The 16247-nt window shown below is 45.9% G+C and carries 12 protein-coding genes; 8 read left to right on the top strand and 4 right to left on the bottom strand.

From position 1 onward, the window contains the following. Positions 1-126: 126 nt before the first annotated feature. Positions 127-948: an alpha/beta hydrolase gene (locus ACJJIL_RS11265; RefSeq protein ID WP_444927664.1), complete on the bottom strand. Its 822-nt coding sequence runs from the start codon at positions 946-948 to the stop codon at positions 127-129. A gap of 558 nt (positions 949-1506) precedes the next feature. Here ACJJIL_RS11265 and ACJJIL_RS11260 point away from each other — a divergent pair. From ACJJIL_RS11260 to ACJJIL_RS11245, 4 genes are all read left to right on the top strand, one after another. Then, positions 1507-2199 (top strand): TetR/AcrR family transcriptional regulator, encoded by a 693-nt coding sequence (locus ACJJIL_RS11260; RefSeq protein WP_445359710.1) that lies wholly within the window; start codon positions 1507-1509, stop codon positions 2197-2199. Beyond that, positions 2189-3550: an efflux RND transporter periplasmic adaptor subunit gene (locus ACJJIL_RS11255; protein ID WP_444905406.1), complete on the top strand. Its 1362-nt coding sequence runs from the start codon at positions 2189-2191 to the stop codon at positions 3548-3550. Before ACJJIL_RS11260 ends, ACJJIL_RS11255 begins: the two co-directional genes overlap by 11 nt. Further along, the gene (locus tag ACJJIL_RS11250; RefSeq protein WP_445359709.1) at positions 3547-6684 is read left to right on the top strand and encodes an efflux RND transporter permease subunit; all 3138 of its coding nucleotides are present in this window, start codon (positions 3547-3549) and stop codon (positions 6682-6684) included. Before ACJJIL_RS11255 ends, ACJJIL_RS11250 begins: the two co-directional genes overlap by 4 nt. A 603-nt stretch (positions 6685-7287) precedes the next feature. After that, positions 7288-7680 carry a DUF3224 domain-containing protein gene (locus tag ACJJIL_RS11245; RefSeq protein WP_445361984.1) on the top strand — a complete coding sequence of 131 codons (393 nt, stop codon included), beginning with the start codon at positions 7288-7290 and terminating at the stop codon, positions 7678-7680. Between the two features lie 287 nt (positions 7681-7967). On the opposite strand, the gene ACJJIL_RS11240 is transcribed toward ACJJIL_RS11245, so the two are convergent. Then, positions 7968-10085 (bottom strand): TonB-dependent siderophore receptor, encoded by a 2118-nt coding sequence (locus ACJJIL_RS11240; RefSeq protein WP_445361983.1) that lies wholly within the window; start codon positions 10083-10085, stop codon positions 7968-7970. A gap of 222 nt (positions 10086-10307) precedes the next feature. Between ACJJIL_RS11240 and ACJJIL_RS11235 the strand changes: the two genes are divergently transcribed. Both ACJJIL_RS11235 and ACJJIL_RS11230 read left to right on the top strand, forming a co-directional pair. After that, entirely contained in the window at positions 10308-10808 is a 501-nt protein-coding gene (locus ACJJIL_RS11235; RefSeq protein WP_444912938.1) for a GNAT family N-acetyltransferase, read from the top strand. 37 nt (positions 10809-10845) lie between these two features. Beyond that, complete coding sequence (locus ACJJIL_RS11230) at positions 10846-11400, top strand: RNA 2'-phosphotransferase (RefSeq protein ID WP_444905401.1); 555 nt, start codon at positions 10846-10848, stop codon at positions 11398-11400. A gap of 167 nt (positions 11401-11567) precedes the next feature. Here ACJJIL_RS11230 and ACJJIL_RS11225 read toward each other — a convergent pair whose 3' ends face one another. Next, positions 11568-11837, bottom strand: coding sequence for a DUF1330 domain-containing protein (locus tag ACJJIL_RS11225; RefSeq protein WP_444897134.1), 270 nt, complete (start codon positions 11835-11837; stop codon positions 11568-11570). Positions 11838-12438: 601 nt separating this feature from the next. Here ACJJIL_RS11225 and ACJJIL_RS11220 point away from each other — a divergent pair. Further along, positions 12439-13122 (top strand): hypothetical protein, encoded by a 684-nt coding sequence (locus tag ACJJIL_RS11220; protein ID WP_444941879.1) that lies wholly within the window; start codon positions 12439-12441, stop codon positions 13120-13122. 83 nt (positions 13123-13205) lie between these two features. Here ACJJIL_RS11220 and ACJJIL_RS11215 read toward each other — a convergent pair whose 3' ends face one another. After that, positions 13206-13583 (bottom strand): hypothetical protein, encoded by a 378-nt coding sequence (locus ACJJIL_RS11215; protein WP_413665631.1) that lies wholly within the window; start codon positions 13581-13583, stop codon positions 13206-13208. A 682-nt stretch (positions 13584-14265) separates the two neighbouring features. On the opposite strand from ACJJIL_RS11215, the gene ACJJIL_RS11210 reads away from it, so the two are divergent. After that, the gene (locus ACJJIL_RS11210; protein ID WP_444912940.1) at positions 14266-16227 is read left to right on the top strand and encodes a GMC family oxidoreductase; all 1962 of its coding nucleotides are present in this window, start codon (positions 14266-14268) and stop codon (positions 16225-16227) included. Positions 16228-16247 lie beyond the last annotated feature (20 nt).

Raw genomic sequence — 16247 nt, 5'->3', positions numbered from 1 at the left:
AAATGAGGTTGACGCTATGGTAATTGTGTACTTGATTGATGGTGAGGTAAGTGGTGTGTTGCTCCCGCAGGTTTTGTATTCTATTTCCTGAAACGAAAGCAACCAGTTTTAAGTTGAAAAATGTTTCTAGTTTTTAGGGGCTTTGTCTGAAAACAGCTTTCCAAACGCATCGTAAACAGCAAGATGCAGAGTGTCACCATGGTCTAGTTGTTCAAAGTAGCCGAAGTGTATTTTTGTGTTGCTCTTCTTATTATCTAGCTTGTTGTATAGTGTTCGCGCTAGGCGCTCCATCACTTCCCCCTCTTTTCCAACTCCAATATAGATCTGTTTGTCCTCACAGCAGTCTTCAGGGATGCTTGTCAGAAGAGATTCTCCACTCCACCATAAGCTTGGGCTGATAATAATATAGTTGTCGAAAAGGTCCGTATGCTTTATCAGGATTTCTGTAGCTACAAGTCCTCCCAGAGACTGACCTATCAGTGTGGACTTTTCTTTTGTACGGAAATTGCTCGCAATAATGGGTTGAACCTCTTTGTCCAAAAAATCAATGAATTCCTTTGATCCGCCTGATGATGGAAATTCTTTTTGATCTAAAGCTATTTTGGATGGAAATGTATAGTCGCGTTTTCTATCAATATTTTCTATGCCTACAAGAATGGATTCTGGAAGCATATTAATCCATGAGAATGAGCCGAATTGGAGCACTCCCGCTATATGGATAAAGTCTTCGGATAAGGAGCCATCTAAAAGATAGATTACGGGGTAGTTTCTTTCAGGTTCACGATGGTAGCTCTCGGGTAAGTAGACATTTAAGGTGCGCTTTTCCTTTAATATCTTTGACTGAAAACTAATTGAGTCGCCAATTACCAGGGGAGAACTCTTAAGGTCTGTAGCCTTTGCGAAAGTAGCCATAAGAAAAAATGAGATGAGAGCCAAATACTTGACCATAAGTTATATGCCCTTTGAAGGTTAAATTATTCTTGAAATAGATAGGGTCTGTAGAATATTCATATTGAAACGGCCTAATACTAACATTGAGGAGGGTGTTGGTTGTAGTAATGCTTTATTTAAAGCTTAAAATTATTCATCACTCATCATTTATACAGAAAGTCTTGTTGGGATTGGCGTTCGGATATGGAAGAGGATGAGATTGCGACGTTTTTCTTCTGCTCTAGCTGAATGGCTTTCCTGGTTTCGCATTCAGGCCGCTTTAAGTAGAAATTTGGATATTTGGCCTGAAAATGTACCAATCTAAGTGGTTGGAATTTTCCCGGTAAGTACTGCTGAATTTAGTAAAGGTGGCCACTTGCAGGAGGTCAATTTTACAACCTATTTTGCTAGCCCCGTCAAACCCTTGATCATTGGCACGTATTGCGTCCCGAGATGCTTAGCTTGTGAATCAGAAATTAACCCGGCACAACCTGACTGACTGGTCGGATTTTGGGGTTGTTGCATGGGTGTAATTCCTATTTAATTAATCAATTGATTAATTAAGGATAAATGCCTGTGACTGATAATCCATCCACTCGAGGCCGCGGGCGCCCAAAAGATCCTGAGCGTGAATCCCAGGTGCGCGAAGCGCTCATGCAGTCAGCCTACTCTCTACTTCGGAATAAGGCCTTCCGTGATATTTCCATTCGGGAGATTGCTCAGGGAGCAGGGGTGAATTCTGCGATGATCAGTTACCACTTTGGCGGCAAGGAGGGGCTAATTATCGAGGTGGTTCGGAGCCAAGTCATGCAGTATGGCCCCGCGTTCGTCAGTGCGGGGCTGGATGGAGGGGAGCCCTCTTTAGAGTTGCTGAAAGAAGCAATGAGTCGAATGATACGCCTATACATCAAGGAGCCCTGGATTCCGCGCCTGACTGCTGATGAAGTGGCTTCCAAATCTGGTCGAATGCGCGAACTCTTTGTTGACAGGTTAGCCTCACAACTGGTGCCAAAGCTGCGCGGGTTGCTGGGAATTCTCCAATCCAGCGGCCAGTTGCGAGAGGACCTGGATATTGACCTGATGCCAGTCTCTTTTATCAGTCTGATTGCCTTTCCCTTCATCGCTGGCGACCCCTTGAAGGAGGGGTTTGGCTTTGCTCTGGGGGAGGAAAACCGGGAGAGATGGATTAACCATACCGTTCAACTCTTACTCCGTGGCGTTTCCAATAAATCTGTGACCAAAGGCGAGGAAGTCGGCAATGGAAATTAAGACTCATATGAAAGCACTGATGAATCGCCGGCTGGCATTACCAGCTTTGATAGCGGCGGGGGTGTTTATATCTATGGCATTGGTCGTCACTAAAGGTGAGCCTAAACACGATGCTATTGAGGCTCCTATAACGGTGGTAGACGCAATTAAAGTGCAGGAGTTACCGCTGCGAGCTCAAGCTATTGCATATGGTGAGGTGAAACCCAGTACTTTCCTGGAAGCCAATGCAGAAGTCAGTGGTAGGGTGGTGTATACAGCTCCGGAATTGGAGCGGGGCAATATTATCTCTGCCGGTACACTGGTGTTGAAGATCGATGATACCAGCTACCAGCTTGCCCTGGCGCAAGCTGAAAGTGACTTGGCTGCAAATCGCGCTAATTTGCAAGAGCTGGATGTGGAAGAAGCCAATAGTAAACGCTCTTTGGACATCGCCGAGCGCACTCTCAAATTGGGTGAGAAAGAACTCGCTCGCAAACAAAAGTTAGTTGCCAAGGGAACCGTCTCCCGCTCGACCGTAGATACTGAAGAACAAAATATGCTGCGCTTGCGCCAGGAAGTGCAGAACCAGAGCAGCCAGCTTTCCCTTTTCCCGACCCGCCGTAAAGTGATTGAAGCCCAGATAGCTCGCTCAGAAGCTCAGGTACGGGACAGTAAATACAACCTGGAGCGCACCCAGGTGATCCTGCCATTTAATGCTCGTATCGGCGAAGTTCATGTTGAAGAAAACCAATATGTTGCTGGCAATGCCCGTTTATTTGATGCAAGCGGCCTTGCCCAAGTAGAAATTGCAGCAGAGCTTCCTATGGTTCATGTGGCTCCACTTTTGCGCAATTTAAGGCCTGGCATCGATTCCAATCCGACTCCTGATGATCTACCCAAAATGTTGTTAGGGCTGGAAGCTCGGATCACCCTGGTGGGTGGCCCGGGGAATAGTGAGTGGCAGGGGAGGGTAGTGCGCTTGGGTGGAACCCTGGATAGCACCAGTCGAACACTCTCCGTTGTTGTAGCTGTGGATGACCCCTATGGCAAAGCGGTGACCGGTGAAAAACCACCGCTATTTCGCGGTATGTATGCCCGTGTAGAGTTATTGGCTCCCGCCGCACCAGCACTCGCTATACCCCGCCGCGCCCTCCATGAAGGCAAGGTTTATCTGGTACAAAATGGTCAACTAAGAGTGCGCCCTGTACAGATTGACTACCACCAAGGCGACACCACTGTGATCCGCGAGGGATTGAATCCCGGTGAGCAGGTTATTGTGACTGATGTAATTCCTGCGATTAATGGAATGGCAGTTTCCGTCGTCAGTGATGAGCAATCCGTTGCGGCGAGTGCTAGAGGTACCCAGCAGTGATACGTTATTTTGCCGGTCACCCAACGGCGGCCAATTTATTGATGGTTGCGCTGATGCTAAGCGGGCTTTTTGTTCTGCCCAGCATGAAGCGTGAAACGATGCCGGAAATCGATAAGTTTGAGGTTCAGGTTTCGGTACCTTATGCCGGCGCTGCGGCAGCCGAAGTGGAAGATAGTATTTGTCTTCCCTTGGAGGAGGCCACCGATGGAATCAGCTTTATTGATGAGCGATTGTGTGAGGCAAAAGATAATCTGGGCCTGATGACCCTCAAGATGCAAGAAGCGGGTGATATGGACCAGTTTGTTGCTGATGTGGAGTCCGCAGTAGACAGTATCGATTCGCTTCCTGCAGAAAGCGAGCGCCCGGTGATCGAAGAACTGGGCCGCACTCAGGGGGTGGTTAGTATTGCTATCAGTGCTGACCTTCCTTTGCCCCAATTAAACCAGCTGGCGGAGCACTACCGCCGCGAATTACTCCGCGATCCCGCTATTCCTATTGTGCGCATTTCCGGTTTTTCTGACCACCAGCTTCAGATTGAAGTTTCAGATTATAACTTGCGCCAGTACGGACTCAGCGTGATGGACCTGGCTAATATTATTGACCAGCAAGCGATCGACATGCCCGCCGGCAAGGTATCCACGCCGGATCGAGAATACCAGGTGCGTTTTACCGAAGAGCGCCGCACGGTTGCAGAATTGGAAAACCTGGTGGTGATTAAAGGTGGTGATGGAGCGGAAGTTCGACTTGGGGATATTGCAAAAATTTACGATGACTTTGAGCTGGCTGAAGACAAAATTACTTTTGACGGTCATCGTGCAGCGCTTCTCAATGTCGAGAAGAATAGTGTGGATGATAGCTTGCGTGTGCTTGAAGCCGTACGCGACTTTGTCGACCGTGAAAATGAAAATCTGCCTGAGGGTATGAAACTCACTCTAACCCAAGACAGCGCCTCTATCGTTGCGGATCGCTTGCAGATGATTATGGCTAACGCCTGGCAGGGCCTGATTTTGGTAGCGCTGGCTCTCTATCTGTTTTTCAGTGGCCGCTATGTCTTTTGGGTGGTCATGGGCTTGCCGGTTTCATTCCTGGGTTCGTTTGCACTGATCACGGCCATGGGCGTGTCCATTAATATGATCAGTCTGGTAGGACTGCTGATTGCCATTGGTATCCTGATGGATGACGCCATTGTGTTATCGGAGAGTATTGCCAGTGAACACCGTGAGGGAAGGTCGCCGTTGGAAGCGGTTATCAATGGCACCAAGCGAGTGGCTCGTGGAGTACTGTCTTCATTCGCAACTACGGTAATGGTGTTTGGAGGACTGGTCTTTATTAAGGGGGATATGGGGCAGGTCCTCAAGGTGCTCCCCATTGTATTGATTTCTGTATTGCTCATTAGCCTGATCGAAGCTTTCCTGATTTTGCCGGCACACTTGCGGCATGCCCTTGAGCATAAAAGTCGCCCCCCTGCCTGGAAGCAGGCTTTTGCCAAACGTTTTGATGGTTGGCGAGAAAATATGGGGCGCGCAGCAGATTGGGCTGTTAAATATCGCTATGCCTTTGTCGGGGGTGTATTTGGCTTGTTCCTGGTCACTATTAGTTTGATGACATCGGGGATCGTCAAGTTTCAGGGTTTTCCCACCTTGGAGGGCGATTTATTGCAAGCTCGGATCTTAATGCCTCAAGGCACGTCTTTGGTCGATATGGAGAAATTAGTCGATAAGCAGTTGAAAACGTTGGATCAAGTTGCCTCAGAGTTTTCTGAAAATGAAAGAGCACCTTTGGTAAACCATACGAGTGTCACTTTTGGTGTTAACGGAGATGCCTTTGAATCGGGGCCCCATGTGGCCACAATTAATGTCGATCTGCTTGCCGCTGAAGGCCGCAATACCAGCATGGATGAATTGCGCCATGCTTGGCGTGAGGCTGCCGGCGACACACCAGGGGCAATCGCTATTCTTTATAAAGAACCGGCCTTAGGCCCTGCCGGCCGTGCTATCCACTTGCGACTTGCCGGTTTGGAGTTGGATCAGCTAAAGGCAGCGTCCATTCGCTTGCAGAATTGGTTGCGTGGATACGACGGCGTAGTGAATGTGGTGGATGACTTGCGTCCTGGCAAGCCGCAACTCACTGTCAAAATGCGTGAAGGCGCTTATGCCACTGGCCTGGACGCCAGCAATGTCGCCAATCAGTTACGAGCTGCTTACCAGGGGATGGAGATAGATGAAATTCAATATCGGGGGGAAACCTACGAGATTCAGGTTCGTATGGATGCAAATTCCCGCGGTGCACTGAGCCGTTTCGATGAATTAGTCATTATCCATCCAGCTACCAAGCAACGTGTTCCGCTGATTGCCGTTGCCGATATAGAAATGAATCGGGAGTATGCGCGAATTCAACGTATTGACGGCGAGCGGGTAGTGAGTGTGTTTGCTGATGTCTTCACTGAGAAAGCGAATGCTGGACAGGTACTAGGTGACACCCAGGAGAAGTTCCTGTCTGAGCTTACCCGTGAGTTCCCAGGATTGCGCGTTGATATGCAAGGGGAAATGAAAAATAGTGAGGTTACAGGTAAGTCCATTGGTCGCGCCCTGTTAATAGGTGCCATTGGTATCTACCTTCTCCTATCCATGCAATTCCGCAGCTATGTGGAGCCGTTGATTGTATTGGTGGCTATTCCTTTGGCGCTGATTGGTGTTATCTGGGGGCACCTGATCATGGGGCAGAATATGTCTATGCCAAGCATGATGGGTTTTGTCTCTCTCGCCGGAATTGTGGTCAATGACTCAATTTTGCTAGTGGAGTTTGTGAAGCGGCGAGTGCGTGAAGGAATGGATGTGCATAGCGCGGCGAGCCAAGCCAGCCGCGATCGTTTCCGAGCCATCTTCCTTACCTCGCTGACCACAGTTGCAGGCCTGTTGCCACTGTTATTTGAAACCAGTCTGCAGGCACAGGTGTTGGTGCCGCTTGTTACCAGTATTGTATTTGGTATCAGCAGTTCTACTATTCTGATCCTTCTGGTGCTACCGGCGCTCTACGGAATACTGGAGGACTTTGGGTTTACTGAACCTCAAGAAGAGAGTGATGGCGAAGACGTATTAGTACCGGCGCCTATGGCAACTGCGCCGAGTAGTTGATCGTTTTATGCGAAGGGAAGCTGGTTTCCTGGGATATGCCTAGCTTATTACATCTAATAATGGTGCTAATAAGTTGGGCAGTAAGTGTTTTGGGCTAATCAATCCACAGATCTACGATCTATCGTTTTGCCAATACTAGTGTAGAAAAAATAATAACTCATAGCCTCCAAAATAGTTTTGGGGGCATCGTCATTTCGGCTTTGCTTCACTGAACTCTTGTAATCCCGTTTTACCGATTTCTTTAATTTCTCTCTGTGTAGAATCGACAAGCGTATTTCCACCTGGTCCCAAATAATAATGAACTATCTTCTCGACGAGATTGGAAGTGCTAAAAGCCCATACTGCTTCGGTGGGTTCCAATATTTCTCGCTTATGTCTCTTAACCGCTTAATGGACATTAGTACTTTTGAGTGTTAATTGCGCACCTTCATAAACATCTCAACCCATAGTCACTTACTATGCTATCTTGGGTGTATAAATATACAGTTTTGTATATTAAAATGGAAAACCGATAAGTAGCACTTTAGACTCCCTTAGAGCCTAAGTTGTTACTGGTAAAGCCAGACACGTATTACTTCAATCTAAATTCGCAAAGGAGCAAATATGAAAATTTCAGGAAAGTTCGAGGTTACTGTAAAGCCGATGGATCCGTATGCGAAAGGTAGTGAAGGAAACAGCTTGGGGCGTATGTCAGTTAATAAAGTCTTTTACGGTGATCTTTCAGGAGAAAGTCGAGGAGAAATGCTAAGTGCAATGACTCCTGTAAAAGGATCTGCGGGGTATGTAGCCATAGAGCAAGTTGCCGGTACTCTAGGTGGTAAGCGAGGCACGTTTGTTTTACAGCACTTTGGGACCATGAAGAAGGGAGAGGACTTCCTTATTTTAGAAGTTGTGCCTGATTCTGGCACTGGAGAACTAGTGGGACTCTCTGGGAAAATGTCTATTCAGATGGATGGTGGAGTTCATTACTACGACCTTGAATACCAACTTGATTAATCGTAGTTTTTGCCTGTATAGCGTCAGGGAAAGATTGTTCGATCGAAATTTATACGGCCTGTGCTCGTCTTGATTGAAGGTGCTACCTCGGATTGAATATTTGCCAATAGAAATTCAATCTGGGGGATCAGTGTCGTTTTCATAATATCTAAGTTTAGAAGAAGGGCTGAACAGGTGGGTAAGTCTGCGGGGATATATTGATGAGTGTATCGCCAAAGAACTTCCTTTCTGTATAGAACAAGATGGTATCGCCAGTGGAAATCCGCTGACGATAAATTGCTGGGTCGCTAAAAGTCATAGGATAGCTGGGCGATTAGCTCTCGTGGTTGGCCGGGAAAATGTCCTTGCCGCTCATTAAAACCGCTCACTGCATACGTTTTATTCAAAAGGTTTTTTACGTTGATACTCAGCTGAATATCATCCCAGCGAGTTGCCCAGCTGGCATCGAGTACAGTGTAGGCCTTTACTTTTTGATCATCGAAGCTTATTTGATCGCTCACATAGTCGGCACCAATAGCAAATGCTGAATCCCATATACTGAGGTCATAGCGGGCCCACAAGCCTGCTTGGTGCTTGGGTGCATTTACGAACTGACCTGAGTCTGACACATTGCGTGAGTCACCCTCAGCGATATACGTATCGTTGTACGCATAATTAGCTGTTATGCTGAGTCTCTGAGTTATGTCACCGACTAAGGTGAACTCGCTTCCACCACTTTGAACCTGCCCGAGGTTGATAATTTCGGCTTCATTCGGGGTCTCATCGGCACTGATATAGGCGGGGTTACTTTGGGCCATATTTGCTTTTTTTATCTGATAGAAGGCTAGAGTGGTCAGGATACGCCCATCCAGCCATTCCTTCTTCACACCAATCTCCACTTGACTGCCAGTACTGGGTTCAAGCTCCTCGGCGCCGCCCTCAAAGTCGTCTGCGCTCACCGGATTAAAGCTCTGGGAGTAACTTGCATAGAGGGATAGTGTATCTACGGGCTTATAAGTGATGCCTGTACGGTAGCTTGCATCATTATCTTTGTAGCTATTGCCGCTTTCTTTTTCAGTTTCGTCGAACTGATCAAGGCGCGCACCTAGCATCCAGAACCACTGATTGGTCAATTCCACAGTATCCTGGATATAAATGCTGGTACGGATGCTGGCCGTACCATCCTTATTCATATTGATAAGGTTGTAAGTTGACGGGTCAGTTATCCCGTAGTTGAGTTCGTAGATGTTGAGGTTTGTAACACCGTCTGCTCCAGGGCGCGCTCGCCAATAGTCATATTTTGTATCAACATCATGATAGTCACCACCAAGCAAAATCTGATGATTCATACCTGAAATGTCTGTGTCATACACAAAGTCCAAAGTAAGGCTCAGCTCTTCATTTGCCCGGTACTGATCGCGGTACTCACGGCGGATGGTTCCATCTTCAGCATTGGCCATTCCATCACCATTGATGTCTACCCAACCGCGTGATTCGTGATAAGCCTGCTCCCTTTCATTTTCCATGTAACGCAATGTTGCGTTAAAGTTCAGGCTATCTGTCACCTTATGCTTGACTTTAGTTCGAAGAACCAAGGCTTTTAGGTTTTGATAATCAGATTTTTCGTTGGTGTTGTAGGAGGGATCTACCAGGAATTTGCCGTCATCATTAACGGGTACGCCGCGCAAGCGGTTACCGCCTAGGTTTTGTTCTATGTGCTCGAAGGTGGTTGTCAGTTGAGTGTCTTCTGAGAGGTCAAATAGTAGTCCCCCAGCAAGTTCAATGTTCTCGCTGTTCGCATTATTGCGAAAGCTATCTTGAGATTCATAGAAGCCTCCTAAACGATAGGCGATATTTCCAGTTACACTGCCTGTTAGCTCGATAGAAGCTCCTTTAAGCGATTCGCTTCCAGAGATGATTGTTAATTCACGGTTCTCGTTGAAGGTGGGCCTCTTGGAGGTATAGTTAATCATCCCTCCGGGCTCACCGCCGCCATAGAGGGCGGAGGATGGTCCTTTTAGTACCTCGATACGGGCTACATTTGATACTTGAGGGACGCTAGACCCTGAATAGGGATCGCCGCGGACTCCATCGTAAATTACGTTTTTGTTGTCTCGAAACCCCCGAAATGTGACTCCGGAATAGCTGAATTCACTAACTCCTGCAATAGAGCGGTACAAGTCAGTAATATCGCGGGCAGCCTGGTCTTCAATAAGCTGTTCACTTAGTACTTGGGCTGACATCGCAATATTCAATAAGTCTGCGTCTGTTTTAGTTCCAACTTGTGTATGAGTGTCCAGATAAAATTGTTGGGCTCTACCAATAACTTCAACTTCTTCTACCGTTTGAGTTACTTCCTGGGCAGACACCAACGCAGCAGGGGCTAGTGAGGCCCATACTGCCAAGTTGAGTTGTTGAGGGTACATATTGATAAAATTCCGTACAAATAGGGTCGATTATAATTGATAATGGCTGAAATTTTTGAGATGCAGTAATAATTGTGAGGCAGTCGCAGGAAGATAAAAGGCTATTGTGCTGATTGGAGAGTAGGTAGGAAGAGTTGATAGCTGAGAACCCTAGCTTTCGAAAGCATTGATTTTCATTGAAAGGGTGTCAGTAATAGGTTAGGGAATTGATGGTTTGTTCGAATGATTGAATTAAGAAACATTGAAAAGAATGATGAAGCACTACTGGTTGAGTACTTAAATGATGAGTCTGTGCTTAAGTATTTGTCATCGAGAATTCCTCACCCTTATACATTGGAAGATGCTGCTTGGTGGGTTGATAAAGGTTGTAAGAAGGAAGGGATTGTAAAGGCAATAGAGTACAGAGGGGCCTTTTGCGGGATTATAAGTATGCGCGAGCAGCTGTTTGAGCATTCTCACTCCGGTGAGGTTGGATATTGGGTTGCGCGAGAATTTTGGGGGAGAGGAATTGCTACTATTGCTTTGACTCAGTTTACTCGTGAGATTTTTTCTTCACAAAATATTGTCAGGCTTTATGCCTCTGCCTTTTCTGGAAATGTCGGATCAATGAAGGTTTTACAGAAGGCGGGGTATAAGCATGAAGGGACTTTAAGCTGCTCAGTAAAAAAAGGGGGTATTTATTTTGATGAGTACATTTTCGCCAAGGTGAATGCCCCATCATAAAATTTCGAGTTATATTCTTAGTTGTGGAATATTAGAATTGAACAGAGATACTGAATTCAGCAGAGAGCTGAGTAGGATATCAAAATACTTCAGCTACCTGCTCAGGCATAAGCCTGAAGCCATCGGCTTGTTTATGGATGAGAATGGATGGGTGGCAGTTGATGAGTTGATTCAGAAAACTGTAGATTTTGAGCTAAACAGGGATTTGGTTTCTGTCGTTGTGGAAACCAATGATAAGCAGCGGTTTTCTATAAGTGATGATGGTCTTTCTATCAGAGCCAATCAGGGACATTCTGTAGATATTAATTTACATTTAAGCCCCCTTGAACCACCAGGTGCGCTTCTCCATGGCACTGCAGAGCGTTTTGTTGAAGATATCCTCGCGCAAGGACTGAAGAAAATGCAAAGGCATCATGTTCACCTGTCAGAATCTGAGGCTGTTGCTCGATCTGTTGGTGCCAGGTATGGCAAGCCCGTACTGTTAAGGGTGGAGGCTAAATCCATGCATCGAGATGGTTTTGATTTTTATCGCTCTGCTAATAATGTGTGGCTGGTTGATCATGTGCCAGTCAAGTATATGAAGTTACTTTAAAGGCAGGGGTTATCAGTATTGTTATATGGGTACTGTTAGTGGAGGGATACTCTAGAGTCAGCTTATTTATAAAGGAAGAGCCATTGATCAAGATACACCCCTTGAATGGATAGGCCTATTGGGGGTGAAGATAGCTTTATAAATTTCTATGCCAAAATAAGGAATAATTATAATTTTTCTGTATACCAAATTTTTGGAGTTACAAGCACGCCAGCCTTCTTCTTGGCTTCTTCAAGTTCACTACTATTGACAAATTTAATTGCATGCTCTTTCGAAGGAAATTCATGGATCACGGTCACATTATGGTGATTGTCAATTTCCCGGTATACGGATGTGGCAGTAGCACCCATTTGCTCAACTATAGGCATAAACTCCTTTAGCGCTCTGTGCCATTCGTTGAAGTCCTTAACATTTGCGTGTACAAATAGATGTATCATATGGATACCAGTTGGTCAGAAGATGCTGCGTGTTATACAACCTTGTGAATAGTTATAGTAGTTAGCTATTCAGGGTCAAGTTTTAAAAAGGTTCCCTATAGTAGCCTTTGGGTCGCAAAGGAGATGTTCGGCAGGTAGTTGGGGGTCGGTTGTTATAATAGTCCTTTAAATTTATTAATTGTATGGAGTCAGGAGATTTGACTTAAATAGTATGGTTAGTAAAACGCTATCTTGTGAGTCAACCTTTGCCCCTTATTGCTCTGCCTACTTTCTAATTAAATTCACAGGAAAAGTACAAGCTTCGTATATTGCTATTTAATTGTGTGCGATGAGGTGAACCCAAATGGGTACGATTGTTTTGCTTTAGGTTTCTTATAAGGCTCCCGTCTAAAAATAGTAATTTTAACTTATTGATTAACTTTTCTGAGTAAGTGTATCTTTCTATTTGTTCCTGCCTATTAATGAAAATAGATAGTTTGGCGGTGATTTTCGCAATGTGGCGTGTATCTACTGTGTTGAAATTTTCTGGTATCGGTAGATAGTGATACCAAGATTTGATTTTTAGTGCATATTGAAATTTGATTTTTTTCTGGGGGAGCTTATGGATCTGACTATTTCTATTTTAGGGCATGCACTTACAGCTATCGCGGCTCTTTTGGCAATTCATGGGAAGACATGGGATGAAACCCAAATTGGCCTGAAGAGGGTAACCAGGATAGGCGGTGTTGCAGCCGGGGTGGCAGTTGTTGGTCTGGCGCTTTCAATCTTTCAGACTATCGATAAGTATCAGGAAAAAGCTGCTTATAAGGAATATGCAATTTCAAAAATTGAAAAGGGGTGGAGCAATCTTTTTGTTCCCTTTGAGGCGCTCCACTACCAGGTGACAGGCTTGAAACCCAAAAAGGGGGAGCACCTGGAGTTTGCCGAGTTGGTATTGAAGGAAAATCTATTGGCCAGCTTTGATAAGGTGGACTTTAAAGAAGTTCATCGATTCCCCAAGTTTGGGACAGTTGGGAATATGGTTTGTGCACAAACACTTTCAGGTATGGGGACGGTTTCCAGATATATTGAAGAGTACTCAGATCATTTGGATTTAGAAATCAAGGCTTCGGTAGAAGAGTTGCAGTTAATGCCTGCTTTTTCCACACTAATACGATTTGGCGGCTGTCCCGGTATTAAGGGGCGCTCAGTCAACGATCCTGATCGTTATCAGGGGAAATTTGATACTCCGGAAATGCGAGCTTACATCAGGAAGCTAATCGCATTTCAGAAATTAATAGGCTAGGGGGTAAGTACTTAGTGGAGAGATAGCAAAACGGCAGCTCAATAGCATACCGTTTTGCAGTCGGCCGTGATCAGGGTCATATATCAGACGGCTCGACCTTGCTTCTTGAATATTGTGATGGCGCTGATAGTGAGTTCCTTGACTAAAGCCTCAAATTTTTGCAGCGGCATATTTCTAGCCGGAGCAATATTCAATAGGTGCTCGCTGACTTGAACGAGTTTCAACCCTTTTGGGGGGTGAATGTGGGCGGGAAATCTACAAACCCATCCTGTTAGTGGTAGTTTGTTGATAGCTTCTCTATCGAGAGCTTGAATTCCTTTGCCGTTGGCAATGATTACTTCGATATCATCAAGGTGGGTGGTATCAATGTTTTGTGGTTTTCTTGGTGTTGAGTTAGGTTTTCTAAAACTCTCGAGTTTTAAAAGTTCTTCGTAGGTGATATAGAGCTCTTTTCCAGACATTCTGATCTCCTTCTCACGGTCATCAACTAAAACTTGTGTCCGATGCTCCTGAGGATTTTGGGTTGAATCGGATCGCTTTTATTTTTTAGTGTTTATTAATCTAGTTGTTATTCCAAGAATCGCAATCAAATTCGATGATTGCATCATATAGACAGATTGATACTTTGGGCAATGTTTTAAGCTCTCAATAGGTGGGCTAAGAATATTCCAGCGACTGATTGTGTAGAAAATTCACGAAAGCCGCCGTTGTGATCTGAGTTTGTTACTTGCCGGACTGGGTGATTTATTATTTTAAGCGTTGGCGTAATGCTTAAAATAATAAACTGCCTTGCAGTTATTCAAATTTATTTATGTTTCCTTTTTGAGGTGGTGTTTGAAGGTTTATCTGGCTGATTGAATTTTGAAGAGTGACCTTTGATTTTGGCCAGCTTAAAAACTCGTTTTCCTTTTATTTGATGCCTCACAGGTGCTTCTCTTCTGGGGTCTCCAGGTGGAATGGGAGAGGTTTATTTAATTTCATTTAAGAAGTCTTGCGTCGATATATCTTTTAGGCATGTGATACATCCTCGCGTTGGTAAGTAGGTCGAGTTTTAGATTAAAGCAATTTCTGTAAGACAGAATTGCAAAATCTGGCGTGCATAATGCTTATCTCGGATACAACGTATAAAAATGGATAAGCACTATGGAAGAGAAGGATTCGATTGACAAGAAAGTGTCGAGCAAAAAAATTAGTCGTAGAAATTTTACTAAAGGAGCGGTGCAACTGGGTATTGCTGCCAGCGCGGCTTCAACAGGATTGGTTTCCGCTCTCTCAATGTTGGATCGGAATTTCTATGATCAATATGACTACGTGATTATTGGGTCGGGTGCGGGTGGAGGGCCATTAGCGGTAAATTTGGCAAAGGCGGGATTTTCTGTTTTGGTGTTGGAAGCTGGTGCTGATGACCCTAGTGATGACACCCATAATATTCCAGCATGGCACCCCTTTGCGTCTGAAGACCCCAAATTGAGCTGGGACTTTTTTGTTAAGCATTATGCGGATATCAATCAGCAGCAACTGGACGAAAAATATGTTTCCGGGAAGGGAATCCTCTACCCACGGGCGAGTACTATCGGTGGTTGTACCACGCACCATGCACTGATTACAGTTTATCCACATAACAATGATTTTGACCGCATAGCACGGGATACAGGGGATATTTCCTGGGATAGCGCAAATATGCGGCGATATTTTGAGCGTTTAGAGCGTTGTGAATATGTGCCCCGCCCAATTTTCTCTAACCCATCCCGCCACGGTTTTGATGGTTGGCTGCCTACGAATCGCGGCAACCCCGCGTTATTGCTGGAAGACCCGGCGATCTTGAAAGTTGCCCAGGCTGCGCTGGCCAAATATGGGCTCGAAGGGGCCTTGGAAAAAATTATCAGCGGCAATCTTCGCCTGGATATCAATCATTGGGACGTGGCCAGTGGCCAGGAAGGGCCTTTTATCGCCCCTATGGCAGCAGATAGTCGAAACCGCCGTACCAGTGTGCGCGAATACCTCTTAGATACCCAGTCAGTTTACCCAAACTTGCTTCATATTCGTACAAATTCACTGGCAACTCGTGTGTTGTTTGAGGGGAATACTGCTGTTGGAGTGGAGTTTTTAGAGGGGGCGAGCCTGTATAAGGCAGACCCTTACCACGACGAAAGTGGTACTGCCGGAGTCTTGAGGCAAGTGCGGGCAAATCGCGAGGTTATCTTGTCTGGAGGGGCCTTCAATAGCCCGCAACTTCTCAAGTTGTCGGGAATTGGTCCCGCCCATGAGCTCCGAGATCACGGCATAGAGCCCCTGGTAGATCTGCCTGGGGTAGGAGAGAACCTCCAGGATCGCTACGAGGTCGGAATCGTTAGTGAGATGAGTGAGGATCTTGCCCTTCTTAAAGATTGTACTTGGGGGGAGGGGAATGATCCCTGCTTAAATCGCTATCGCTATGGCTGGTTCAATCAGGGGCCCTATAGTGGAAATGGTCCAGTATTGTCTCTGGTCAAACGTTCCAAGCCGGAGCTGGAAGATCCCGACTTGTTTATTTTCGGAGTGCCCTCCGACTTCCACGGCTACTTTCCCGGGTACTCCCAGGCATTGCGGGACTACAAAGACCGTTTCTCCTGGATTGTACTGAAAGGCCATACGAACAATACCGCCGGGCGTGTGACCCTGCAATCTGCTGATCCCAGGGACACACCTGAAATCAATTTCCACTATTTTGGTGAGGGTAATGATGCTCTGGGAGAGGACCTTCAGGCAGTTGTTGAGGGGGTAAAAATTTCCAGGGATATTATGTCGGGCCCTATTGTGAGCAAGCAGGTCTCCAGGGAATTATTGCCCGGTAAAGAGGTTCAGTCAGATCAGCAAATTGGCGATTTTGTTAAGAACCAAGCTTGGGGGCATCACGCTTCCTGTTCCAATAAAATGGGGCCTGCCAGTGATCCTATGGCAGTTGTCGACAGTAAATTCCGGGTTCACGGCACCAATAATTTAAGGGTGGTGGATGCTTCGGTATTCCCCCGAATCCCCGGTTTCTTCATTGTGGTGCCGGTCTATATGATCAGTGAAAAGGCGAGCGATGACATCATTGCTACAGCAAGTGGGCTGAGCGCTTGAAGATTGGTATGTGAAATAAA

This window comes from Microbulbifer maximicatervae (SeqCode) (genome assembly GCF_052468095.1).
The sequence above is the reverse complement of the archived record's forward strand: the minus strand, read 5'-3'. Positions and strand labels throughout refer to the sequence as shown.

Coding starts and splice junctions, on each gene's coding strand:
- ACJJIL_RS11265 (WP_444927664.1), bottom strand. CDS start 948: ATGGTCAAGTATTTGGCTCTCATCTCATTTTTTCTTATGGCTACTTTC.
- ACJJIL_RS11255 (WP_444905406.1), top strand. CDS start 2,189: ATGGAAATTAAGACTCATATGAAAGCACTGATGAATCGCCGGCTGGCA.
- ACJJIL_RS11245 (WP_445361984.1), top strand. CDS start 7,288: ATGAAAATTTCAGGAAAGTTCGAGGTTACTGTAAAGCCGATGGATCCG.
- ACJJIL_RS11240 (WP_445361983.1), bottom strand. CDS start 10,085: ATGTACCCTCAACAACTCAACTTGGCAGTATGGGCCTCACTAGCCCCT.
- ACJJIL_RS11235 (WP_444912938.1), top strand. CDS start 10,308: ATGATTGAATTAAGAAACATTGAAAAGAATGATGAAGCACTACTGGTT.
- ACJJIL_RS11225 (WP_444897134.1), bottom strand. CDS start 11,837: ATGATACATCTATTTGTACACGCAAATGTTAAGGACTTCAACGAATGG.
- ACJJIL_RS11220 (WP_444941879.1), top strand. CDS start 12,439: ATGGATCTGACTATTTCTATTTTAGGGCATGCACTTACAGCTATCGCG.
- ACJJIL_RS11215 (WP_413665631.1), bottom strand. CDS start 13,583: ATGTCTGGAAAAGAGCTCTATATCACCTACGAAGAACTTTTAAAACTC.
- ACJJIL_RS11210 (WP_444912940.1), top strand. CDS start 14,266: ATGGAAGAGAAGGATTCGATTGACAAGAAAGTGTCGAGCAAAAAAATT.